This window comes from Streptomyces sp. NPDC089424, from assembly GCF_044749345.1.
GTDB lineage: Bacteria > Actinomycetota > Actinomycetes > Streptomycetales > Streptomycetaceae > Streptomyces.
Genome location: NZ_JBIVHU010000008.1, coordinates 220,020 through 244,817, shown reverse-complemented (window position 1 = coordinate 244,817; position 24,798 = coordinate 220,020). Strand labels below are relative to the sequence as shown.

Sequence of the window (24,798 nt, the reverse complement as noted above, 5' to 3'; positions counted from 1 at the left end):
TTCGTCCGACCGGCGCAGCACAGGGCCGGCAAACGAACCACGCGGCCCGTCATGCGGTGAGGTTGCCGATGCCGTCGCCCAGTAGTTTCAGGCCGAAGACGAAGAAGAGGACGGCCATGATGGCGATGTTGTGCCGGGCGGCCCAGTCCTTCCAGCTGCCGAGCAGGCCGGTGGCCCGTTCGCCCATGAGCAGCAGGACACCGAGCGGGACGACGATGCCCAGCGAGGCGATGACCACGAAGACCGCGAGGGTGGCGATCTGCTGACCCGGCGGCAGCCCGCTGGAGCTGATCGAGGCTCCCGCGGCGATGGTCAGCGGAGCGTTCTTGAGGTTGGCCGCCGACAGGGCCACTCCCAGTCCGAAGACCTTCACCGGGGCGAGGCGGTCGATCGCGGCCATCCACTTCGGCAGCCGGGCCTCGGCGGCGTCGGCGGGGCGCTTGCGCCACAGCCTCGCGGCGAACACGAGCAGCGCCGCGCCCAGCACCAGTTGGAGGATGCCCACCCAGGTGGCCGGCTGCTTGTTCGTGGCGGCGCCGGAGGATCCCCCGATCGCGAGCATCGCCGCGCCCAGCGTGGACAGGCCCAGCATCCAGCCGACCGCGAACAGCAAGCCGTTGGGTCGTCCCCGGGGCGTGGCCAGCACGAGGATGATCGCGACGACCGGCAGAGGGCTCACGGCGACACCGGCCGCGAGCCCCAGGACGTCGCCGAGAGCGTTGCCCATGGTGCCTCCGGGAGCATGCGGGGACGCCGGGCCGGACCGTCGGACACTCCGTTCGGCCGCCGCCCGGCAGCCGCGTCACCCGTCGCCCTGCTCGACGGGCAGATGGATCGGGCCGCGCAGGACGGGGCTGCGCCGGTAGGGCGGCGGGTCGGCGACCAGACGGGGCCGGTCGAGGCGCCGCACCAGCTCGGTCAGCGCGATCTGGGTCTCCCGCCGGGCCAGCGGGCCGCCGAAGCACAGATGGATGCCGCTGCCGAAGCCGAGGTGCTGGTTGTCCCGCCGGTCGGGGACGAAACGGTCGGCGTCGTGGAACCGGTCCGGGTCGCGACTGCCCGAGGCCAGCATGAGCATGATCTGGGATCCCTTCGGGATGACCGTGCCGGCGACGGTGATGTCGCTGTACGCCGCCCGCCAGGGAATGATGTGCACGGGGGGCTCGTAGCGCAGCAGTTCCTCCACCAGCGGTACGACCAGGCCGGGTTCGTCGCGCAGCCGCCGCAGCACCTGCGGGTGGCGCAGGAGCGTCAGCATGCCGTTGGTGATGAGGTTGACGGTGGTCTCGTGACCGGCGATCAGCAACAGGTTGGCGGTGGAGACGATTTCCTCGTCCGTCATCCGCCCGTCGGGCCCGTCGTCGTTGACCATCCGGGACAGCAGGTCGTCGGCGGGCCGGCCGTGGCGTGCCTCCACCAGGCCGCCGAGGTACCCGCGCAGGTCCTTGGTGGCCCGCCGGCCGTTCTCCAGTTTCTCCGGGGGATCCGTCCTCGGGTTGTAGTCGATCGACTCGATGATGTCGTTCACCCACAGCCGGAACCGCGGTTCGTCCTCGCGTGGCACGCCGAGCAGGCGGCAGATCACCGTGACGGGGAACGGGTAGGCGAAGTCGTCGACGACGTCGATCCGCTCCTTGCCGGCGAAGTCGTCGATCAGGCCGGCGACCGTGCTGGTCAGGTGCGGTTCCAGGCCGTTCACCAGCCCCGGGGTGTGCGGCGGGCCGAAGTGGCGCATCGCCATGCGCCGCAGACGGTCGTGCTCGGGCGGGTCGAGGTTGATGAACGCCGGCGAGCTGCGTCCCTCGGCCGCTTCCATCGGACGCGCCAGGTTGCGGACGTCGGAGCTGAGGTGCGGGTTGTGCAGGAGGTCCGTGAGTTCGCGGTAGGTGCTGACGACGTAACTGCCGTCCTCCTGGAGGGCGACCGGCGTGCGGCGCAGTTCGGCGTAGAGGGGGTACGGGTCGGGCCGCGAGGAGTAGTCGAGTATCCGCTGCAGGGTGCCGGGCGTCTCGGTCGTGGTCATCTCAACTCCGCTCCCTACCGGTGGTGCTGCTGCGCGGACGTGACGCGTCGCTCGCCCGGGTCGTGGCCGGTGACGACCACCGTGGCGCCCTGGGCGAGCAGGGTGGGGCCGGGGAAGTCCACCGGCACCGGTTTCGTGTCGGCGGGCTGGTCGGGCGTGGGGCAGGGCGGCGGGAAGGGCGCGGCCGTCTCTATCAACTCCCGGTAGTGGTCGAGCCACTTGGCGTTGTTGAAGCTCACCGCGGCGGTGACGCGGCCCTGGTAGCCGTAGGCCGCGACGAAGCGGCGGTCGGCGACCGAGCCCTGGGTGACGACCACCTCGTCGGCGAACGTCGGTACGCCGACGGTCTTGATGTTGACGCCGAACTGGATCGACCAGAACACCGGGAGGGACAGGTGGGGCCAGCGGTCGGCCTGGCCGCTGACCATGTTGTGCGCCGCGACCTCGGCCTGCTCCACGGCGTTGGCCCAGTGCTCCAGGGAGATGAGCCGGTACTCGTAGATCGGGTTCGGGCAGCGTGCCACGTCTCCCGCGACGAAGACGTCGTCGGTGATCAGGCCGTTGAGGTCGAGGGCGCGGCAGCCCGTGTCGCAGGCTATTCCCCACACGCCCGCCGCGAGGCCCGAGTCGCGCAGCCAGTCGGTGTTGCGGATGCCGCCGAGCGCGACCACCGCCACGTCGGCGTCGATCACGCTGCCGTCGTCGAAGTGGGCCCGCCGGAACCGCCCCTGCGCGTCGCCCTCCAGCCGCGTCACCTTGACGCCGCACCGCAGGTCGACGCCGTGGGCGCGCTGCATGTCCGCCGCGATGTCCCCGACCATGGCGCCCAGCGCCCCGACCAGCGGAGCCGGCGCGAGTTCCGCGACGGTCACCGGGATGTCCCGTTCACGGCAGATGGAGGCGATCTCGGACCCGGTGAATCCCGCGCCGATGACCAGGACGCGGGACGGCCCGGCCGCGAGGGCCCGTTGCAGGCCCTCGGCGTCCTCGCGTGTCCGGACGACGAACACCCCGTCCATGGCCGCCTCGCTCTCCACGAACCAGGGGCGGGCCCGCACCCCGGTGGCGATCAGCACCCGGTCGAAGGGGATCTGCCGTCCGTCGGCGAGCCGGACGTGGTCGGTCGCGAGGTCGAGCCCGGTCGCGGGTACGCCCAGCAGCCACTCCGCGTCGATCCCGCGACGTCGCGGGAGCGTGGTGCCGTCGGCCGGAACCCACCCGGTCAGTACCTGCTTGGACAGGGGAGGCCGGTCGTAGGGCTCGCCCAGTTCGTCGCCGATCAGGGTCAGCGATCCGGTGAAGCCCTCGTCGCGCAGGGCCTCCGCCGCCCGGAGTCCGGCCAGGGAGGCCCCGACGATCACGATGCGGCCGTCGCGCCGGAACGCACGCAGGTTGTCTGCGCTGGTCATGACGGCGCCCCTCCCGTCGGTGCGTCGTGTCCCTCCAACTGGTCGACCAGGATCGCCTGGAGCGGGCAGGCCGCCGCGGCGCGCAGCACCTGCTCGCGGCCCGCGTCGTCGGGGTTCGGGGCGTACATCAGCGCTTCTTCGCCGTGCATCCGGAACGCGTCCGGAGCCAGGAACGCGCACTGTGCGTAGCCCTGGCACCGGGAAAGATCAACGACAACTCTCATCCCGACCTCCGCTGCGGGACTGCGGCCCCTGGAGTCTCTGTCCCGGTTCTCGCGCACTGAGGGGGCGAGGGCGCACCGCGCTCGTCGGGTGTCGGGTATCGGGTGTCCACAGGGCCTATGGGGCGTCGCGTGCGAGGCGACCGGCGGCCGTGGCCGCCCGGAGAAACATGACGTGCTGCGCAAAAGCCTATCCGCGGCCCTCATCGCCTGCACGTCGGGAACCGGGCCCGGTGCCCCCGCGGCAGGGGCCGGGGGGTCAGGGCGTGTCTGGCTGCTGGATGCTGTCGCCCCGGTTGCTGAGGGCGACGGAGGTGCCGATGCGGCGGAAGTCGTTCATGACGCCGAACATGGTCTTGTTCGAGGGCACGAGCGGCAGCAGCGGCAGGAGGGCGGGGTCGGCCGCCAGCGCGGCGTCGAGCATCTCCTTGTACGCGTTGTAGACCCGTGCCGTGTAGCCGGGTTCCGTCGCCGCGTTCAGCCGGTGGTCGTTGCTGACCGCGATGGAGGCGACGTCCATGAGGTAGCAGTCGAACAGGTCGGCGACGTCCTTGGCCGCGGCGGTCCCGGTCCCGCCTCGCGCGAGGACCTGCGCCATCTCCACGACGATCTCGCGGTAGATCCGGTGCCGGGTGCTGCTGGGGTAGGCCGCCATGATGTGGTCGGCCTGCCCGGCGCCCTCCGTGCTCATCGTGCGCGGCGCCTTCAGGTCCGCCAGCCCGGGAACGGTGAGCGGGACGCCCTGGAACATCGTCTCCTCGTCGGGGATGTCCCCGTTCCGGGAGGCCAGCGGATGCAGGCCGATCTCGTGCGACAGCATGCCCATCACGTAGCCGATGTCGTACTTCTCGAAGTAGTAGCTGGCCAGGTTGATCTGCACGCCCTCGTCGCCCAGGTCGATCACGTCGGCCGGGGTCTCCGTCGTCCGCACGTGGAGGGTGATGCGGCAGGGGCGACCGGCGATGTAGTCCTTGATCGTCCGGTGCGCCTCCAGCAGTTCGATGATGCGGATGGCCTTCTCGAGGTAGCGGTCGTCCGTGTACTTGAGGTTGGTGAACTCGTAGTTCCCCGACTTGAAGGGGGTCGGGGCCTGCGGCATGCGTGCCGGGACCTCCGGTGCGGCGTCGTCGGCCGGTCGTGGCAGCGAGACCGGGTCCACCCAGACCGACTCACGGAGGGTGGGGGCGCTCGCCGAGCGGGCGTCGTCCCAGGTCTGCTCCCGCGTGGCCGGTCCGGGCGCCGCAGGCAGGTCTCCGACGAGCGTCCCGAGCAGGGCCAGGTGACGGCCTCGGAGGCCGGCGGTGGCGAGGGAGGAGTCCTCGGGGGGCGCGTCCAGGTCGCCCAGAAGGCTGCCCGGGATGTGCGGACGGTGCGGGGAGTCGACGTCCCGGTACTCGTCACGCAGGCCCAACTGGTGGGTGAGTTCGTGGACCAGGTGCACCGGGTCGGCGTCCGCCCACCACGTGTGCTGGTCCATCGCCCGGTCCCGGCCCGCCAGATCCACCGTGAGGTGGGGGTTCTCGGACGGGTCGACGTACTCCACCGTCACGTGCAGACGGTCACCATTTGGCAGGCGGTATGCCGGAGAGTTCAGGAACTCCATTACAGCTACGTCGAGTTGCTCGCGGACGTGCGCGACCTCGCCGTCCGTTCCCCGCATCGCCACACGGACAGTGAGGTCGGTGACCGGCTCGCCCTCGAAGGTGAACCGGCGGGCGTCGAAGCCCGACCGCACCACGAAACGCGGGCGGCTGTCACGCTGCCCGCGCGGAGTGGGGGCGGTGGGCGACGCGTCCGGGGTGGTGCCGGGCCGGGGCAGGCGCGGGGCGGCGGTCTGGATGCTGTCGCCGCGGTTGGTGAACGTGAAGCTGGCGCCGAGACCGAGGAAGTTGCCCGTGACCTTCCACCAGACCTTGTCCGGCGGGAGCAGCTGCCGCAAAGGACTGTCCTGCGGCAGTCGGGCGGCGAGCAGTTCCTTGTACGCGTTGTAGGCCTTCGCCGTGTTGCCCGGCTCCCAGGCGGCGCCCCGGCGGTTGTCGTTGGTGACGGCGATGGTCGCGAGGTCCATCAGGTAGCAGTCGATCAGATCGGTGACGTCCCGCGACCGGGCCCCTTCCTCCCCCGCCCGTGCGTCCTCGGCGAGGACCTCGGCCATCTCCACCACGATGTCCCGGTAGATGCCGTGCCGGGTACTGCTCGGATACGCCGCCATGATGTGGTCCGCCTGGCCCGCGCCCTCCGTGCTCATCGTGCGCGGGCTCGCGAGATCCGTGAGGCCCGGCACCACCAGCGGGACCCCGTCGAACATGGACTCCTCGACGGGGATGTCCGTCCGGCGCGAGGCGAGGGGGTGCAGGCCGATCTCATGGGCCAGCATCCCCATGATGTAACCCATGTCGTACTTCTCGAAGTAGTAGCTGGCCAGGTTGATCTGCACGCCCTCGTCACCCAGGTCGATCACGTCGGCCGGGGTCTCCGTAGTGCGCAGGTGCAGGGTGATACGGCACGGGCGGGTGCCGATGTAGTCCCGGATCGTGCCGTGCTTGCGCAGCAGCTCGATGATCCGGACCGCCTTCTCCCGGTACCGGTCGTTCGTGTGCTTGAGGTTGGTGAACTCGAAATTCCCCGACCTGAACGGCGTCAGGGCCGGCGTCTGCATCATGTGCGCCGGCACCTCGGCCGCGCCGTCGGCCGGGCGGGGCAGTGAGACCGGGTCCACCCAGACCGACTGACGGAGGGTGGGGGCGCTCGCCGTGCGGGTGTCGTCCCAGGTCCCCTCCGTGACCGGCTCGGGGGCGGGAGTCACGTGCCCGACGAGCGCGCCGAGGAGCGCGAGATGACGGCCGCGCAGCCCGGCGGCGGCGAGGGCGGGGTCCTCGGGCGGCGCGTCCAGGTCGCCCAGCAGGCTCCCCGGGATGTGCGGGCGGTGCGGGGAGTCGGCGTCCCGGTACTCGTCACGCAGGCCCAGCTGGTGACTCAGTTCGTGGACGAGCTGGACCGGGGAGGCGTCCGTCCACCAGGTGTGCTGGTCCATCGCCCGGTCCCGGCCCGCCAGATCCACCGTGAGGTGGGGGTTCTCGGACGGGTCAACGTACTCGACGGTCACGTTCAGACGGTCGCCGCTGGGCAGGCGGTATGCCGGAGAGTTCAGGAACTCCCTCACGCCTGAGTCGAGTTGATGGCGGACGTGTGCGACCTGGCCGTCCGTACCGCGCATCGCCACGCGGACGGTGAGGTCGGTGATCCCGTCTCCCCGGTACAAGAAGCGGCGGGCGTCGAAGCCCGACCGCACCACGAAACGCGGGCGGCTGTCACGGACGGACGGGGACGTGGGCGACGCGGTCTGTTGCGCGGGGGGCTCGGAGGGGCGCGGGAGCCGTGGGGTGGCCTCGTCCGCCGGGGCGGGCTGCTGGATGCTGTCGCCGCGGTTGTTGGTCGCGAGGCTGGTGGCGAGCTGGGCGAAGTCCCGTACTACGCCGAACAGCCCCTTGTCCGGCGGGAGCAGGGCGCGGGCGGGGCTGTCCTCGGCCATGTGCTGGGCGAGCAGGGCCTTGTAGGCGTTGTAGACCTTGGCGGTGTTGCCGGGCTCCTTCGCCGCGTTCATCCGGTAGTCACTGGTGATCGCGATGGAGGCGACGTCCATCAGATAGCAGTCGATCAGGTCCGTGACGTCCTTGGCCTTGGCCCCCTCCACGCCGTCCCGCGCGGCCTCGGCCAGCATGTCGGCGGTCTTCAGGACGATGTCGCGGTAGATCCGGTGCCGGGTGCTGCTCGGGAAGGCGGCCATGATGTGGTCGGCCTGGCCGGCGCTGTCCGTGTTCATGGTGCGCGGCGTCCGCAGGTCGGCGAGCCCCGGCACCGGAAGCGGGATGCCCCGGAACATCGCCTCCTCGTCGGGGATGTCCCGGTTGCGGGAGGCGAGGGGGTGCAGGCCGATCTCGTGGGCCAGCATGCCCATGATGTAGCCGATGTCGTACTTCTCGAAGTAGTAGCTGGCCAGGTTGATCTGCACGCCCTCGTCACCGAGGTCGGTCACGTCGGCCGGGGTCTCGGTCGTGCGCAGGTGCAGGGTGATGCGGCAGGGGCGGGTGCCGATGTAGTCCCGGATCGTCGGGTGGTCCCCGAGCAGTTCGATGATCCGGACCGCCTTGTCGCGGTACCGCTCGTTCGTGTGCTTGAGGTTGGTGAACTCGAAGCGCCCCGACCTGAACGGCGTGAGGGTCGCGGTCTGCGGCATGCGGGCCGCCGCTTCGGAGGCCGTCGTGCCGTCGGCGGGTCGGGGCAGGGAGACAGGGTCGACCCAGACGGACTCGCGGGTGACCGGTGCGGTGGCGGTGCGTGCCGCATCCCAGGTCCGCTCCCCGTTTCGCCCAGGCTGCGAGGGCACGTTGCCGACGAGTGCGCCGAGCAGGGCGAGATGACGGCCGCGCAGCCCGGCGGCGGCGAGGGAGGAGTCCTCGGGGGGCGCGTCCAGGTCACCCAGGAGGCTGCCCGGGATGTGCGGGCGGTGCGGGGCGTCGGCGTCCCGGTACTCGTCACGCAGGCCCAGCTGGTGACTCAGTTCGTGGACCAGCTGGACCGGGGAGGCGTCGGCCCACCAGGTGTGCTGGTCCATCGTCCGGTCCCGGTCCACCAGGTCGACGGTCAGGTGCGGGTTCTCGGACGGGTCGACGTGCTCGACGGTGACGTGCAGTCGGTCACCGTTGGGGAGGCGATGGCGGCGCCCGTTCAGGAACTCGGTGACACCCGCGTCGAGCTGGTCGAACACCTGGGCCGCCTGTCCGTCCGTGCCGCGCAGCGCGACACGGACGGTGAGGTCGGTGACCGGCTCGCCGTCGAAGGTGAACCGGCGCGCGTCGAATCCCGAACGGACGGAGAAACGGGGGCGGTTGTCGCGGCGGCCCCGCGGCCTCGGCGCGCGCGACGACGGTTCCGTGCCGGAGTCCGGCCGGGGCAGTCGCGGGCCGACGGTCTGGATGCTGTCACCCTGGTTGTTGAAGGTGAAGCTCGTACCGAGGCCGAGGAAGTTGTTCGTGACGCCGAACATGCCCTTGTCCACGGGGAGCAGCGGCCGCACCGGGCTGTCCTGCGCGAGCTGGGCGGCGAACATCTCCTTGTAGGCGTTGTAGACCCTCGCCGTGTACCGGGGCTCCCAGGCCGCGCTCTTGCGGTTGTCGTTGGTGACGGCGATCGTGGCCAGGTCCATCAGGTAGCAGTCGATCAGATCGGTGACGTCCCTGGTGCTCGCGCCCTCCTCGCCCGCCGCGGCCTCCTCCGCCAGGAGATGCGCCATCCTCGCGACGATGTCGCGGTACGTGCGGTGTCTCGTGCTGCTGGGGAACGCCGCCATGACGTGGTCGGCCTGGCCCGCGCCCTCGGTGTTCATGGTGCGCGGGCTCTTGAGGTCCGCCAGCCCCGGCACCGTCAGCGGGACGCCCGCGAACATGGATTCCTCGTCGGGGATGTTCGTGTCCCGGGAGGCGAGGGGGTGCAGGCCGATCTCGTGGGCCAGCATCCCCATGATGTAACCCACGTCGTACTTCTCGAAGTAGTAGCTGGCCAGGTTGATCTGCACGCCCTCGTCACCGAGGTCGGTCACGTCGGCCGGGGTCTCGGTCGTGCGCAGGTGCAGGGTGATGCGGCAGGGGCGGGTGCCGATGTAGTCCCGGATCGTGTCGTGCTTGCGCAGCAGTTCGATGATCCGGATCGCCTTGTCGCGGTACCGGTCGTTCGTGTGCTTGAGGTTGGTGAACTCGAAGTTCCCCGACCTGAACGGCGTCAGGGCCGGGGTCTGCATCATGTGCGCCGGGACCTCTGCGGTGTCCGTGCCGTCGGCAGGCCGCGGCAAGGAGACCGGGTCCACCCACACCGACTCGCGGAGCATCGGGGAGGTCGCTCCCCGGGCGTCGGCCCAGCTCTGCTCCACTTCCTGCTCAGGAGCCGGGGTCATCTCGCCCACCAGCGCGCCGAGCAGCGCCAGGTGACGGCCTCGCAGGCCGGCGGTGGCGAGGGAGGAGTCCTCGGGGGGCGCGTCCAGGTCGCCCAGAAGGCTGCCCGGGATGTGCGGGCGGTGCGGGGAGTCGGCGTCCCGGTACTCGTCACGCAGGCCCAACTGGTGGGTGAGTTCATGGACCAGGTGCACCGGGTCGGCGTCCGCCCACCACGTGTGCTGGTCCATCGCCCGGTCCCGGCCTGCCAGATCCACCGTGAGATGGGGGTTCTCGGACGGATCGACGTGTTCGACCGTCACGTGCAGACGGTCACCGTTCGGCAGCCGGTACGCGGGGTCGTTCAGGAGGTCGCGTACACCCGCGTCGAGCTGGTCGCGGACGTGCGCCGCCTGGCCCTCCGGGCCCCGTATCGCCAGGCGCACCGTGAGGTCGGTGACCCGCTCCCCCCGGTACGGGAAGCGGCGGGCGTCGAAGCCGGACCGCACCACGAAACGCGGGCGGGTGTCCCGCGGGCCCCGGGGGGCCGGGGCGGTCGCCGCCGGGGATTCGGTGGACCGGTTCCGGGGCAGGCGTGGGCCCACCGCCGCCGTGCTCGGCGCCGCGTCGTCCGTCGCGGCGTCCAGCTCCATCTCCTCGCCGCCGGACTCGTACTCGGAGGACGAGGCGTCGGGGTTCTGCGGGTCCCCGGTCCCGGAGCGGTCGCCGTGCAGGACGCCGTTGGGGTCGAGGGTCGCGCCGATGCTCTCCGCGTGGTCGCTGATGTACTCCCGCAGGCCCGCGTGCTGAAGCATCCACCGGGGCATGCGCCAGCCGGGGAAGAAGGTGCCGTGGGTCCCGGACGCCTGTACCCGGTGGCCCAGCGGGCGCCCGATGTGCTCGTTGACCGCCTGGTAGGCGAGGTCGCAGGCGGCGCAGGCCATCTTGAAGCCCCCCAGGGGGAGCGTCCGCGGGGCGGCCGGGTCGCCGGGGTGGCGCCGCCAGTGCTCCATCCAGTGGCCGAGCAACGTCAGTTCACCGTGTTCGGAGCCGTAGGACACGGCCGGTTCCGTCTCGTCCCGCCCGCTGACGTTGAGGATTACCGGGTTGGCCAACGCCCGCTTGACGAGGTCGAGTTCGGGCGAGCCGGGGTGGTAGAGGCGGTACCAGCCGGTGGCCAGGGCACGCAGCTTGGTGCGGTCGCGCATCTCGCGTGCCATCGCCGGGCGGCGGCGGGCCAGCCAGCCCTCGTCCCGGCGCCACTGCCGCTGGTCGGCCGCCAGGCGCTCGTGGTCCTGACGCAGCGCCTCGGTGGCCTCGGGGAGGGCCTCCCACTGCTGCTGGAGCCGGTCGTTCCAGTCCCCGGCCTCGTACCGCTCGTCGAGCAGCGTCCGAAGCCGTGTCAGTTCCTCGTCCCGCTGGTCGAGTTCCGCCCGGCGCTGTTCGAGTCGGGCCGCCCCTTCGCGGTGCGCGCGCTCGTCCTGCTGCCACTTCTCCACCTTGCGCTGCTGCGCCGTCCCCGCCGGCTGCTGACCGGTGACGAACCACCGCAGTTCCTGCTCCACCAGCGCCGCCTGGTCGCCGGTGAGCGCCTTCGCGCCGGTGTTGCCCGCGATGCCGAGGGAGCCGTCCGGCAGCAGGGCAACGGCGATGTGCGGGGTGACCTGGGCGTCCACCTGCCGGTTCTCCTCGCGCAGGACGTCCTTCACCAGGCGGGCCACCCGGTCGAGCATCCGCAGCGTCACCTCCCGGTCGCGCGGCGAGGTGCCGGTGGGCCGGGTCTGGGTGAAGGGGCCGCCGGTCCCGAGTCCGAGCGCCTCCCGCAGGGCGTCGTACTCCTCACTCCGGAGCCTGCCGTCCTGCTCGGCGAGGTCCAGGGCCTCGGGTACGCCGAAGCCCGTGACCTCGTGGAAGGCACTGTCGAAGGCGACGTCCGGGTAGCCGCCGAGGCGGGCGTTGCGCCGTCGCACCACGTCCAGCAGCGCGTCCACGCGGAGGTCGGGCTCGGTCAGCAGGTCGGCGAACTCGGTCGCGAACCCGATCTCCGGGCCGGTGAGCACGGCCGTCTCCTCGGGCGCGGGGTCGGCGCCGTCGTCCCGGTCGTCGTCGGAGCCGAGGTCCATCTCGGCGTCCGTCTCCGCGTCCGACTCCGCGCCCACGTCCGGGGTGGGGGCGTTCCCGGACAGCGTGCTCAGGTCGAGCGCCTCCTCCTCGGCGGGGAAGCCGGGGGTGTCGCCGCCCGGCGGGGACGGGGGCAGCGGGACCGCGGCCGGGTCCTGCTCGTCCCCCGGCGGCCGAGGTGCGGGGGTACGCGGGATCAGGGGGACGAAGTCGCCGCCGCGGCGGCGCAGGCGCAGGTGCGGACCGCTCTCGCCGGACGGGCCGGGGTAGGTGTGTGCGGTGCCGTTCTCCTCGACCAGGGTGACGGTGGTGCCCGTCGCGGCTGCCGCCCAGCGGGCGACGGCACGGTCGGCGTCGGGTCCCCAGGGGGCGTCGGCGAGGTGGCGGCGCAGGTGGCCGTCGCGGGCCTGGCTGGTCGGCGCCGCCTCGCCGCGGCGCTGCCGGAGCGGTGGGGGCGTGAAGAGGGAGTCCCGCTCGGCCGGGTCGCCCGGAAGGCCGTTCAGGCGCATCAGTTGGGCGGGCGGGGATCCGGCGCGGATGCGCAGCCTCGTCGCCTCGTGGCTGTCCGGGCCGGGCTGGTCGGCGGCCTGGCGCAGGGCCGTGGAGAGCGCGGCGAAGAAGCCGTTCCCGCGGCCGGCGGGGGTGCCCTGGGTGTAGGTGGCGCCGTCGGGTGCGGTGAGGACCCCGTCCCGGGCGAGGCGGTAGCGCGGTCCTTCGCCGTCGGCGGGCGGCAGCCAGGGCGGGGTGGCGTGGCTGCGGTGCGCGGGCGGCCGCCCCGAAGTGGCGGGCGTGGTGACCGCGTTGCTGCCGGCGTCCGTCGTGGCCGTGGGAGCGGGAAGCGCGGTGGCGACCGGCGGCGCGGTGCCGGGCGGGAGGGCGGCGTGGAAGTAGCCGTCGGCGGTGAACAGGACCGGATCGCCGGCCGGGTCGACGGCGGCCGGGTCGGTGCCGTGCGGCAGGAACAGCTGCGCGTGGCCCTCGCCGGTCACCACGGTGAGCGGGGTGCCCAGGACCCGGGCGGCCAGGGCGGGCAGCAGGTCGGCGCCGCCGTGGTCGCCCGCGCGGCGCTCGGGCGGGGCGGGTTCGCCGTCCGGTCGCCCGGCGTCCGGGTGCGGCTCGCTCGTGAAGGGGCGGAGCATCGCCGCGGTGGCCAGTCGCACGCGCTGCGCGGGCGTCGGCCAGAAGGTCTGCGGGAGGCGGCCGAACGCGTCGAACTCGGCCTGCTGCGGCGGCGTCAGCCGCACCCCGGCGACGTCCAGTTCGTCCTGGGTGAAGGTGTCCGCGGCGTCCAGGGCCAGGGCGTCGAGCAGGTCCGTGTTGCTGTCCTCGCCCAGCGCCCAGGCGAGGCGGTCGCGGGCGGCGCGGACGGCCTGCTCGGTGACCGCCGGGTCGCCCGGCGCGGCCCTGAAGCGGTCGGCGGGACCGCTGCCCAGCAGATGGGGCAGCCGGCCCCGTGCCTCGGCGGCGGCGAGCAGCGCGTGGAAGAAGGAGGCGCCATCGTGGGGCATGTCGTGCAGCTCGCGCACGGTGGTGCCGTCGGGTGAGGCGAGGGTGCGCGGGCCGGGGCCGGTGCCGTCGGTGACGGTGTACGGCTCGGGTGCCTCGGAGCGCCAGTCCGGCGTCGTGTACGCCTGCGGCCGGTCCGGTACCTGGACCGTGGCCGAACCCTGGTGGTGGGCGGTGAGGCGGGTGGCGGCGAGGTGGAGGCGGTGGTGGTCGGCGGCGGCCGCGCCGGCGCGCTCCTCCCAGCGGCGTACGTCCTCACGGGCGGCCTGCCAGGCGGCGACGGCCGGGGACTGTGCCATGGCCCGCGGCAGGACGGTCGGGCGGTCGGGGTGGTCGTCGCCGAGCGCGGCCTGTTCCTCCGCGCTGAGGTCGAGCCAGGTCTCGCGGGCCCGCGCCCGGGCGTCGTAGTACCCCTTGTCGGCCGCGGCGAGGTCGGCGGCCGCCTTGGCCATGTCGTCCCAGGCCGCGCCGGCCTCGTCGGGGAACGTGGTGTCGTCCAGGAGGCCGTGGTCGCGTGCGATGTCCTCGCGCAGCCAGACCAGGGCGGTGGTCTCGGCCTCGGCGGCACGCGGACCGCGCTCGGCCTTGCCGAGGGCGTGCAGCGGGCGGCTGTCGGTGACCCGGTGGTCCACCTCGGCCACCGTCAGCCAGCTCACCGGCACGGCGAAGAGCATGCTGCGGTCGGTGACGACCTTGAGGTGGGTGCCGAGGGTGGTGTCCACGGTCCCCTTGAGGGCGGTCCCGTCGTTGGCGCCGCCGATGGGGACGCTCGCGCCCGGGTTGGTGACGCCCGCGTTGCTGTTGCCCGCCAGCGGCGAGGTGCCCACGGTGCCCTCGACGTTGTCGGTGATGCCGGCCTCCATGGCGTCGGAGGTCTTGGTGCGCTGCATGGCCTCCATGCGCGGCTTGCTCTCCACGGCGAGCAGCCGGGCGCCGCGGCGGTGCATCTTCGCGTAGAGGCGGGAGTCGGCGGTGTGGGACTGGCCGAAGAGGCGGGCTGAGGCCTGCGTGGGCAGCGGTGTGCCGCTCGCGCCGAGCGCCTCGCGGAAGCCGGCGGTCAGGCCGACCTGGGTGGTGGCCTCCTGCTGGGCCTGGGCGGGGGCGGTGCCGAGGCCGGTGAGGGGGGTGAGGCGGGCCATGCGGACGCGTTCGGTGAGGACCTTGCCGGTGTGCCGCTTGCCGAGGTCGCCGTCGCCGAGGCCGTCGGCGCGGGCGGTGGCCAGCGTCAGGGCGTCGTGCACGTTGGCCGCGCCGCGGATGTCCACGGCGAGGATGCCGGAGCCGATGCGGTCGTCGAAGGTCAGCACGTCCGGGTCGTCGGCGCCGCGCCAGGAGGAGATGCCCTCGGGTCGTGCCTGATCGGCCGTCAGCATCCTTACCGCGCGCTCGGGTTCCGGCACGTCCTGTTCGGTGAGCGCGCCGTCGGCGCCGTCGCCGTCCGGGGTGAGCAGGCCGGCCGGGAGGATCTCGTGGAGGCTGCCGACCGGGGCGAAGGCGCGTGGGGAGAGCGGCCGGCCGGTGGCGTCCGTCATGGTGACGGTCAGGACGTAGCTGGTGACGATCTCGGCGTGCGCCTGGGTGGTGGCGATGTTCGGCATCGCGGTGCTGCCCGCGGTCTCGGTGCGGGTGCTCGACCGCTGCTTGGCGGCGGTGCCCTGGAGCGAGGGGGCGGCGGCGAGGACGCCGCCGCCCGCCGCGCGTTCGGAGGCGCTGAGGGTCACGTCGGCGCCGCGGTCCTGGGAGCCGGCGGCGGAGTCGTCGCGGGCCGTGGTGCGGTAGTCCTCCAGCTCGATGCCGGTGCGCAGCCGTTCCACGGTGGTGGTGACCGGGGTCAGTTTGAACCGGACCTGTCCGGGGCTGCCGCCGACCGGCAGCCGGAGCGGGCTCGACCAGGTGCGGTGACGGACGGGCAGGGTCATCCCGTCCGTCGTCAGCTCGTGCAGATGGGCGCGGAGGAAGTCCGGGGAGAGCCGCTGGAGGACCTGCTCCCGGTCGTGCGAGGGTACGCCGATCTTCTCCAGCCGCCCCATCAGCTGCCGTGCCGCCTGGCCGGCGTCGAGCCGTCCGCTGGGGTGGGTGGGGAAGCGGCGGCCCCGCAGGAAGGGCGGCAGCCGGTAGCCGCCGCCCAGGTTGCGCGGCGTGGTGGTGCCCAGGCCGTCCGGGGCGAGCCCGGTCTCGATGGCGTCCTGCATCGGCAGGTGGAACATCACCGCGTCGCGGACGCGGTGGAGGGCGGCGGCGGCCCGGCGCGGGGACAGGCCGCGTCCCAGGCGCCCGGAGAGCCGGCCGGCCGCGCCGCTGATCCGGGCTCCGGCGCGGGTGCCGACCGCGCCCATGGCGGCCGTCCAGCGGTCCCGCACGGCGACGGTCTCGGCCGCGTCGGCGACCACCAGGTACATCCGCCCGGCGTAGGTGAGGGTGGTGTTGCGTCCCCGGGTGAGGGTCTGCGAGACGCTGCGGCCCTTGCCCCAGGCGTACTGGAGGGCGGTCGCGTAGGAGCCGACCACCGGCGGCCCGCCGGGGGCCTGCTGGAGGGGCATGTCGGCGCCCTGGAGGCCGAGGGTGGTGCGGGAGACGGTGCTGGCGCCGGCGGCGACGCGGTGCTCGTTGCCGATGGTCGCTTCGAGGGTGGCGGGCTTCGGGTCGCTCTTGACGCGCAGGTTGTGCAGTTCGCCGCGGACGGCGGCCTTCAGGTAGTGGGTCTGGAGCGGCCCGGCGCCGTTGAGTCCGGTGACGCGGGCACCGAACGGCCCCAGGTACTGGCCGAGTTGCCCGGCCACGTTGAGGTCGGCCATCGCCCGGCGCAGCGCGGTGCGCACCGGGGCGCCGGGCGCGCCGACGTGCCAGGACGTGCCCGAGGCGCGGTCGGCGGTGTCCTGGGCGAGCTGCTGGCGGGCGGGGCCGCCCTCGGTGCTGAGGACCACGTGCGGGGCGCTGAGCAGCTTGCCGGTGAGCTGCTGGTCGGCCGCGTCCGTTCTCGGCAGCGGGCGGGTGCCGTCGAGGAGTTGGTCGGCCTCGGTGGCGGAGAGCCGCCGGGGGGCGGGGGCGGGCGTCGCCGGTGCCGGGCCGCCGGGCGGCGGGTCGGCGGGGGCGTGGCGGTCGGATCCGTGCGCCGCGGGCACGGCCAGCTCCACCCGGCCCACGGTCTCGCTGCCCCGGGTGAACAGCGGGCGCTCCTCGACCTTGCTGACGAAGACGCCGGCGCCGAGCAGCCCGACGGAGGCGAGGCGGGCCCACCCGCGGGGGCGCCGGTGGCCCTCGAAGGAGGCACCCAGTTCCACCTGGTAGCTGTAGAGGTCGGCGCCGTTCTGGAACATCAGGTGGTCGTGGGTGACGGCGACCGTGCTGCGGGTGGCCTTCTGGTCGGTCTTGGCGTAGCGGATGCCGAGGGAGACGTTGCCGGCCTGGCGGGGCACCCCGGCCCCCGGCACCTTGTCGTGGTCCCGGGGCGAGATGCCCAGTTCGACGCCGCTGGAGAGGGTCGTGGACGCCTGCTGGCCCTGGCCGGAGATCTCGGTGCCGATCACCGCGTTGCGCAGCGAGCGTTCGCTCATGGTGGTCTCGAAGCGCCGGTCGGAGAGCCGCGCCCGCAGGATCAGGGTGTGGTGGCCGCGGCGCACCTTGCCGTCCTCGGTGAGGGTGACCGGCACACCGGTGGTGGTGAGATCGTCCAGACTCTGCGCGAGGGTGGGCCGGTTGAGCGCCTCGCGCACCTGGCGGTCGTTGTGCAGCGCGGTCCGCATCCGCCCGTCGCCGTACCAGAACTTCGCCAGTCGCGGGTGCCGCAGCATCAGCGGCGGGACGAACAGCGACGGGTACGAGCGGTGCAGGGTGTCCAGTACCGAGTCGGCGAAGGCCCGCATGGGGTCCGGTGGGGCGGGACGGCCTTCTGGGGCGGGACGGCCCGGTACGGCGTTCTGGGTGCGGTCGGGGCGGAAGCCCTCGGCGCGGACCTGGCCGCTGAGGTGGACGGGGTCCTCGCGGGTGAGGTACCACGGCACGGGCGGCTCGGCGTCCGGGTCGGGGCCCGTCCGGCCGGGCGTACGGCTGTCCCAGCCCGCGAGCCGGCGGGCGTCCTGGGTGGAGATCCAGTCCAGGCTGACCACCCGGACGGGGCGGGCCGCGGAGGGCGGTTCGCCCGCCTTGCGCACCATCAGGGTGCGCTCCACCCGGTAGAGCGCCACCGGGTGGTTGCGGACGCGTCCGGTGGTCTTGCGGGCCGCGTCGGTGCCGAGGTAGTGGCCCCGTCCGGTGCTGAGGTCCGCGCGGACCAGTGGGCCGCCCTGGAGACGTACGTCGGTCTCCGGACCGACGAGGGTGTAGTTGGGCCCGGAGGTGACCTGGATGCCGAAGCGGGTGTCGCGGGCGTGGCCGCGTTCGTTCTGGTACGTGGTCTGGGTGAGGTCGCGCAGTTCCGCCTTGACGGACTCGGTGACCAGGGTGGCCCGGTGCGGTATCGACCGCTCGACGATCAGGTGCCCGAGCGGGTGCTGTCCGCTCCCCCGGGTCAGTTCGGGTCCGCTCACGGGACCGGAGAACCGGCCGAACAGGGCGAGCAGCCGTCCCGGCCGGACGTACGAGACCAGCGTGCGGTGCGCCGAACTGCCGGGCCGGGCGCCGGAGACGGCGAGCGCGAGGTCTTCCGGCGGGTCCGTCAGGTGCAGTGCGGTGGTGTCGGTGACGCGCGGCTCGACCCCGTCGGGGAAGGTGAGCGTCTCGGGCGCCCTGCGGGGGCCCTTGAAGGGCACGGTGAGGTCGTCCGGCAGCCGCCAGCTCAGCCCGTCCCGCATGGCGAACTCCGCGGTGTGCGCCGGGGTGCGCTGCCAGCGGGGGGCCGTCGCGGGGACGGTGTCGGGGGCGGTGTCGCCAGGCCCGGAGGTCTTCGGGACCTCGGTGACCCGGTCCACCCGCACCCGGTAGTGGACGTCGTCCAGGTGCAGGTGGGAGCCCTCCACGGCGCGGTACTCGGTCTGGTGGTAGGCCTGGGTGCCCTGCGTGTAGTCGGTCCTGCGGGTCCAGCCCAGCGAGACGCCGATCTTCAGCAGCCAGCTGAGCGGCGGGCCCATGCTCAGCGCGGCGGCGATCCGGCGCCCGTGGCCGACGCTGCGCCCGCCGCCCGTACCGGCCTGGCCACGCCGCATGGTGTCCAGCCGGACGGTGCCGCCGCCGACGTCGGCAAAGCGTTCCCAGCGGTGGTAGGGGACGGCCTCGACGGTCATCTCGAGTCCGACGCCGGACTTCTCCCGGCCCACGAGGCGCGCGCCGCGCGGCGCGGTGAACGCGCCGGGCTGGTCGGTCAGCAGGCGCAGCAGCTCCGTCTCGTCGAACCGGGCGCGCAGCTTCTTCGGCAGCTTCCCGAGGATCTCCGCGGCCACCTGCTCGGGCGAGCGCAGGGTGAGGACACCGGGCCCGGTGAGGAGTCCGGTCGGGGTGGTGCCGGTACGGCCGCCCGGACTCCCGGCGCCCGGCTCGGAGTCGGGGCTGAGCAGTACGGCGGGCAGTCTGCTGCCGTCCTCGAAGGTGACGGTACGCGGAGCCGGGCCCGGCGGCCGGGCGTCCGGGCCGGTCAGCAGCCGTGCCGGACGGTGCCGTTCGAGCTGGGTCTCCAGCGGCACCGGGTCGCCCCGGTCGGGGGTCTCGGGCGCGGGACTGTCGAGGTCGGTGATCCCGCCCATGGCACGCAGCCACTCGCCGAAGGGGCCGGAGTCCTCCGTCTCCTGCGTGACCGGCTCGGGGCCGGTGGTGCCGGTGTCGGGCACGGGGGTGAGCGGTGCCGTGGCCGGGACCAGGGCGTCGTAGTGGTCGCTGCCGTTGTAGGCGAGGTGCAGAGTGCCGCCCTGTCCGCCCGGGTGGAGGGTGGTGACGAGGGTGCTCCCGGGCGCCTGCGGGTCGGGCTGGACCAGCCGCAGGTCGAGGTCGAGGGTGTGCGCCAGCGCCTGCGGGAGGAGGTCGGCGAAGGGGGAGGACCACAACTCGGGGAGTTCGGCCGCCGCGGCGAGGAGTTCCTCGGTGCCGAGCCGCCGCGCGTCGGCGGGTGTGGGCGCCACGTCGGCGAGGTGCGGGTAGCCGCTGTCGCGCAGGATGCGCCGCCACTGGCGGGCGTCGCCGTCGGTGACGACGGTCCGCGCGATCCGGTTCCAGCGCTCGGTGATCCGGCGCCGCGCGTCCGCGTCCCGTACCCCGGCGAGGGCGGTCATCCGCAGGTCGTCCACCACGGCGAGCACCGGGTCCGGGGTCGCCTCCGCGGCGGCGGCGGCCAGTTCGGACCCGGTGATCCGGTCCCGCAGCAGGCGGCGCAGCCCCGCGACGTTCCGCGCCGCCCAGGCGGGCGGTACGTCCTGGCCGCGCGCGCTGTCGAGCAGCGCGCGGAAGAGGCAGTTCCCGTCCGCGCGGGTCTCCAGCCGCCGCAGGGCGAGGCCGTCGGCGTGCACGGTGTCCGCCGGGTCGGGGGTCGTGGCGGCACCCTTGCTGAACAGGTCCAGGTCCTCGGCGAGGCTCTCTGGGCGGCCCGGTGCGGGTGCCAGATCGGGTCTGCGGCGGGCGAGTTCGGCGGTGTCCTCGGGGCTCAGGGCCAGCTCGGACAGCGGCAGGGGGGTGCTGGAGAGCGACCAGGTGACCCGGGCGGAGGGCGCGTAGGCGAGGCCCCGCACGTCCTCCGGCGAGACCAGGGTGTGCGGCGGGAGGGCGGGCGGCGGCGGGGGCAGCAGCGCGTCGAGCGTGGTCCCGCCTCCGGCGGTGCCTCGCAACTCGGCCGCGGCGCGCAGGAATCCGGTGTACTCCTCGGCGGTGGGGGCGGCCGCCGGGTCGGAGGTGGTGCCCGCCGTGGTGCCGCGCCGGTCGACGACCATCCGGCGCAGCAGGTCCGGGGTCATCCGTCCGTCGCCGTAGCGGGCCGCGGTGTCGGGGCTGAGCCAGCGCAGACCGTCCACATAGGCGAGCGCCGCGAGCAACTCCCGGTTCTCGGGGCGCTGTTCGGCGTCCGGGCCGAGGGCGTCACGCAGGGTGCGGATCTGCTGGAGGGTACGGGCCCGGGCGAAGGCGTCGGCGGGTTCGGGGCCCGCGTGCAGGCCGGCGTCGCGCGCCAGCCCGTCCAGGTCGGCGCCGCCGGGCTCCGGGGTGAACAGCCGCCACCGGCCCGGTCCGTCCGGTCCCTCCGTGAGCACGGCGCGGACGTCGCCGTCCCGGTCGCGTGCGGTGCCCACCTCGGTGGTCGGCGCGTACACGGGCCGACCGGTGCGGTTGGCCACGTGCTGCGCCACCGGGAGCCCCGCCACCTCGGGCTGCCGTCCCGTCTCGCAGGAGAACAGCACCAGTGGGCGGTCCTGATCGCCTTCCCGCGCCCAGGACTTGAGCACCTCACCGAGCTGCACGCCGCTGACCTTCACGGTCGGGTGCGCCACGTCGTCGGTCCCGAGCGTGACGGTACGGGGGGTGCCGTGCCCGGCGAAGTAGTCGGCGCCGCGCTCGGTGCCCGAGCCGGGCAGTGGGGCCGGAGGGCCGGTGAACACCGTGCGGGGCGCGGGGGGATCGGGGTCGGTGGGACCGGTGGTGGTGGCAGCGGTGGGGAGGGGCGCCGAGGTCGTGCGCACACCGCGGAAGGTGTCCTGGCCCAGCAGGGCCCGCCGGGCCGCGCCGTGGGCCGTGTCGTCCTGGGCCGGGCTCTGGGAGATGGTCAACATCTGTACGGCACGCCCCGGCCGGGGCGTGTGGGCCGCGTCCGGCACCCAGCGCCGTATCTGCGCGAGAGGCACCGTGAGGCCGTCCAGGGTGGTGACGGCGGGCTCGTGCGCGGTCCGGGCGGGTCCGTTCCCTTGGTCGGTGGTGCCGGTGCCGTCCGCGGGCCGTACGACGATCCGCGCCGGCGGCGGGGGCGGGGCCGCCACGAGGGGGGTCGGCGTGAACCGGTCCGGCATGGACCGGTCCGGCGTGGTGGGCGGGGGCGGCGGAGCGCCGTCGTCCTCGCCGTCCTCGTGGCCCGACTCCAGGTGCAGGTCGGCGGCCGGTTCGGTCCAGGGCCGGGAAAAGGTGGCGAGCTTGGCGGCGGGAGGTTCGGCGCGGACGGTGGAGTCCTGCGCGGTGCCGTCGCCGGGTACCGGGGTGGAGGTCTCCGTGACCACCTTGAGCGCCTTCGGCGGCGGCTCGGCCCGCGGGGTGGTCACCGGTTCGCCGTCGGTCGTCGCGTCGCTCAGGGTGGCGGGGCGGACCTCGGTGCCGAGGGCATCGGCGAGCGGCAGCAGGACGTCGGCGCCGGGGAAGGCGCCGCGCGTGTCCTGCGTGGTGCCGTCCGGCGCCGGCGGGAGCGGCGGAGCGGTGAGCGGGCGGACCCGGACGGGGGCGCCGGGGCTCTCGCGGGTCAGCTCCACGGCGGCACGCACCGGGCGTCCCGAACCGTCGGGCGCGCCCGCCGGCCCGAGCACCACGGCCCGGTCCGTGCCGGCCCGGTCCAGCAGGTCGGCGGCTTCCGGCGACCCCTCCCCCGGCGGCGGCACCTCGGACACCACGATCGTCAGCGGCGGCGCCGAGGTCACGTGCCCGGTGTCACGCGCGTCGTCGCTGTCCCGTACGTCGCCGGTCACGTTCACGTCGTCGGGCGCGGTGTACGAGCCGGTGGTGTCCACCTTGGGCGGAGCGGCGGCGAGGTCGGACGGGGCGGTGGTGTCCGTGGAGGTCGCGCTCGCCGTGGACGAGTCGACCTCCGTGGACGAGATGGTCTCCGGAGCGGAGGACGTGGAGGTCGTGGACTCCGTGGAGGCACCCGGTCGACCGCCGGTGCCCGTGCCCGTGCCCGTGCTCGTGCCGGGCGTACTGGTGCCCGTGCCGGGCGTGGTGGCGCCGGTGGGGTTCTGGGAGGCGACCGGGCCGCCGGTCCCCGGGCCCGGGGACACGTCCGTGCGCTCGTCCTGCCCGGGCACCTCGACGTCCGAGGTGAGCGGGGTCTCCACCGTGACCGGCGTACCGAACGCGTCGAGGGCGCGGCGGACCTGGTCGGCGTCGACCTCGGCGGCGGGGCCGTTCCCGGCGGGTACGACCCTGACCTCGGGCAGCTGCGACAGATCGGTGTGCAGGCCGTCGCGGACGCCGATCTCCGTACTGCCGGGCGGCTGGGCGCCGCGCAGGGCGGCGAGGTCGCGCAGGGCCTGCTCGCGGACCTCCGCGGGGCCGTTGTGGACCTGCTGCCACAGCGCGTTCTCGGCGGCGGTGACGGGCAGCGTGCCCGGTGAGTACGGCGGCGGGTCCTGGGTGGTGTAGGCGGGCGGGTCCTGCGGCGTGTACGGCGGGGGGTCCTGGGCGAAGTCGGCGCCGGTGTCCGCGGGGGTGGCGCCGCCGGTGGAACCCGTGGTCGAGGGAGCGCCGGTGCGGTCGGCGCCGTCGCCGTCCTGCGAGCGGGGGGAACCGGCGGTGTCCCGCGAGTCCGTGTCCCCGTCCGTGTCGGCGGAGACGGTGGGCGGCGGCTGGTTGCGCAACCTGTCGATGACGTGCCGCAGTTCGGCCCCGCTGTTCAGGGCGGTGTCGGTGAGCGTGGCCTCGACCTGGCTGCTGATGCCCGCGCCGACGAAGGTGGACCAGCTGGTGGACCAGTCGCCGTCGAAGGCGCCCTTGATCAGGATCTCCGCGAGTGCCTCGCCGGCGCCGGCGGCGAGGAAGTCGGCCGTCCCCTTGAGCCCGTAGTGGCCGGCCAGCGCGCCCGGGCGGTCGGCGTTGTTGCGCAGGATCTGGTTGTTGCGCCACAGGTCGGGGTTGTTCCGGAAGGAGAGCGGGCCGTCGCGGAACGTCAGTGGCGTGTTGTTCGTGAGGTGGGGACCATTGCCGTTCGGGGTGGGGCCGGGGCGGTCGTTCGGGCCGGGACCGGGTCCGGGGCCGGGGTCCGGCTTGGGGGTGGGGCCGTCGCTCTTGAAGTCGAGGTCCGGGTTGTTCCGCCAGTTGGGGTTGTTCTTGAAGTCGAGGTCCGGCCCGTTCTTCAGGAAGTTGTGGTCGTAGCTCTTGACGATGTTCTTCGCGAAGTTGTCGAAGATGCTGGTGAGGAAGCCGGCCGCGGCACCGAACGCGGCGGACTTGAGGATGTCGTTCCAGTCGAAGCCGTCGGGGCGGCGGCCGTCGGGGGCGAAGTTCATCATCGCGAGGCGCACCGCGAAGGTGGTGAACGCCTCGGCGAACGCCTCGGTCAGCGAGGGCGCTATGTGCAGCCGCTGGAGCAGATGGCTGAGCGTGGTGAGGATGAGGAAGCGGCTGCGCAGCTTGGCCATCATGATCTGGCTGGCCGACAGACCGCCGGTGAAGAAGGACATCGCCAGGTAGATGGCGATCTCGATGAGCAGCCGGATGACCTCGGCGATGACCTGCCACTTGGACTCCATGATGTCCATGGAGGTCTTGCGCCGGCCTTCGGCGATCTTGTCGAGCTGGTCGGCGAAGTCGCGCAGGTAGTTCCGGCCGGCGTCGTCGATGAGCATGCCCATCGCCCTGGCGTACGACTTGGAGAGGTCGTCGGGCATCACCTCGGCGATGTCGTGGACCGACTTGTCGATCAGCGAGGAGAGCCGGTCGAGCTTGCGACCGAGGCCGGAGTAGGGACGGCGGCTCTCGTAGGCGAGGTCCTCGTCGGCGTCGATGAGCTTCTCCCCGGTGAGGATGAAGATCATCGCGTTGACCTCGGGCGATGCCTGGATGCTCATCCGGGGCCGTCCTGGAGACCGTGCGGGCAGGACGGAGCGGCCGCTCCCGGCGTGGTGCGGGAGCGGCCGGCGGTGCGCGGGTCAGCGGCGGCCATGCCCGCCCGGGCCGCCGTCACCGTTCACGCCGTGGGTGTCGATGCGGTTGTTGCCCCGCTCGATCTCCTCGAGGTGGCGGTCGCGGGTGTCCTTCATCATCCGGACCTGGCCGACCGTGGCGTCCGTGATGCCCACCAGCGCGTCGCGGATGGACATCATGGTCTCCTTGGTCGTCTGCCGCTCCTTCTGTTCCTGCGGCTTGGCCTTCTCGGCGAACTCGCCCTCCGTGCCCGGCCATCGGACGGTGGGCGCCAGTTCGTCGAGGAACTCCTCGGTGATGCTGCCGGCCAGGTCGCCGATCTCCTCCAGCTGCCTCGCCAGGGCCTCGATGCGGTGTGGGTCGACGTAGTAGCGCTGGCCCATCGTCAGTCCTCCCCGTCCTCGCCGAGCGCGTCCCGCCAGGCGGGGGACGCCTGGTCCTCGCGTTCCGTGTCCTCGTCGTCCTCGCGCAGCACCTCGGGGCCGAAGATCCGCTCCCAGTCCAGCTCGAAGCCCTTGAGCTCCGGCACGTCGGCGCTCGGCTCGGTGAAGGGCGCCATCGCCTTCATCACGTGCCGGTTCATCTTCACGCGCGCCGCGTTCGCCGCCTCCAGGACACTGGCGGCCAGCTCCTGGGGCGACATGTCGCGGTACTTGTGCTCCAGGAACTCGATGCCGGCCAGTTCGCCCTGCGGGCCCACGGTGGCGCGGACCGCGCGGTCGGAGGAGAGCACCGCGAACGACGCCTGCCGCAGCTCCCGTTCGGTGCGCGCGACCGCTTCCTGGGCGGCCTGGAGCTCGGCCATGGCCTTCTCCAGGCGCTTCTCCAGCGGTTCCGTCACG

7 protein-coding genes are annotated in these 24,798 nt (G+C 73.5%); all 7 read right to left on the bottom strand.

Features of this window, described 5'->3' with window-relative positions:
• Positions 1 to 49: 49 nt before the first annotated feature.
• The 7 genes from ACIP2X_RS30135 to ACIP2X_RS30105 all read right to left on the bottom strand — a co-directional run bounded on the left by ACIP2X_RS30135 (position 50) and on the right by ACIP2X_RS30105 (position 24,797).
• Positions 50 to 727: a GAP family protein gene (locus tag ACIP2X_RS30135; protein WP_401678796.1), complete on the bottom strand. Its 678-nt coding sequence runs from the start codon at positions 725 to 727 to the stop codon at positions 50 to 52.
• 75 nt (positions 728 to 802) lie between these two features.
• Complete coding sequence (locus tag ACIP2X_RS30130) at positions 803 to 2,023, bottom strand: cytochrome P450 (RefSeq protein WP_401678793.1); 1,221 nt, start codon at positions 2,021 to 2,023, stop codon at positions 803 to 805.
• Positions 2,024 to 2,037: 14 nt separating this feature from the next.
• The gene (locus tag ACIP2X_RS30125) at positions 2,038 to 3,432 is read right to left on the bottom strand and encodes an NAD(P)/FAD-dependent oxidoreductase (protein WP_401678790.1); all 1,395 of its coding nucleotides are present in this window, start codon (positions 3,430 to 3,432) and stop codon (positions 2,038 to 2,040) included.
• Positions 3,429 to 3,656, bottom strand: a complete 228-nt coding sequence (locus ACIP2X_RS30120) for a ferredoxin (RefSeq protein ID WP_385376199.1) — start codon at positions 3,654 to 3,656, stop codon at positions 3,429 to 3,431. The genes ACIP2X_RS30125 and ACIP2X_RS30120 overlap by 4 nt, the downstream gene beginning before the upstream one ends.
• 256 nt (positions 3,657 to 3,912) lie before the next feature.
• The gene (locus tag ACIP2X_RS30115; protein WP_401678787.1) at positions 3,913 to 23,880 is read right to left on the bottom strand and encodes a hypothetical protein; all 19,968 of its coding nucleotides are present in this window, start codon (positions 23,878 to 23,880) and stop codon (positions 3,913 to 3,915) included.
• 81 nt (positions 23,881 to 23,961) lie between these two features.
• Positions 23,962 to 24,339 carry a hypothetical protein gene (locus ACIP2X_RS30110; protein WP_385376205.1) on the bottom strand — a complete coding sequence of 126 codons (378 nt, stop codon included), beginning with the start codon at positions 24,337 to 24,339 and terminating at the stop codon, positions 23,962 to 23,964.
• Positions 24,340 to 24,341: 2 nt separating this feature from the next.
• On the bottom strand, positions 24,342 to 24,797 hold the full coding sequence (locus ACIP2X_RS30105) for a YbaB/EbfC family nucleoid-associated protein (RefSeq protein WP_401678784.1): 456 nt from the start codon (positions 24,795 to 24,797) through the stop codon (positions 24,342 to 24,344).
• Between the last annotated feature and the right edge of the window lies 1 nt (position 24,798).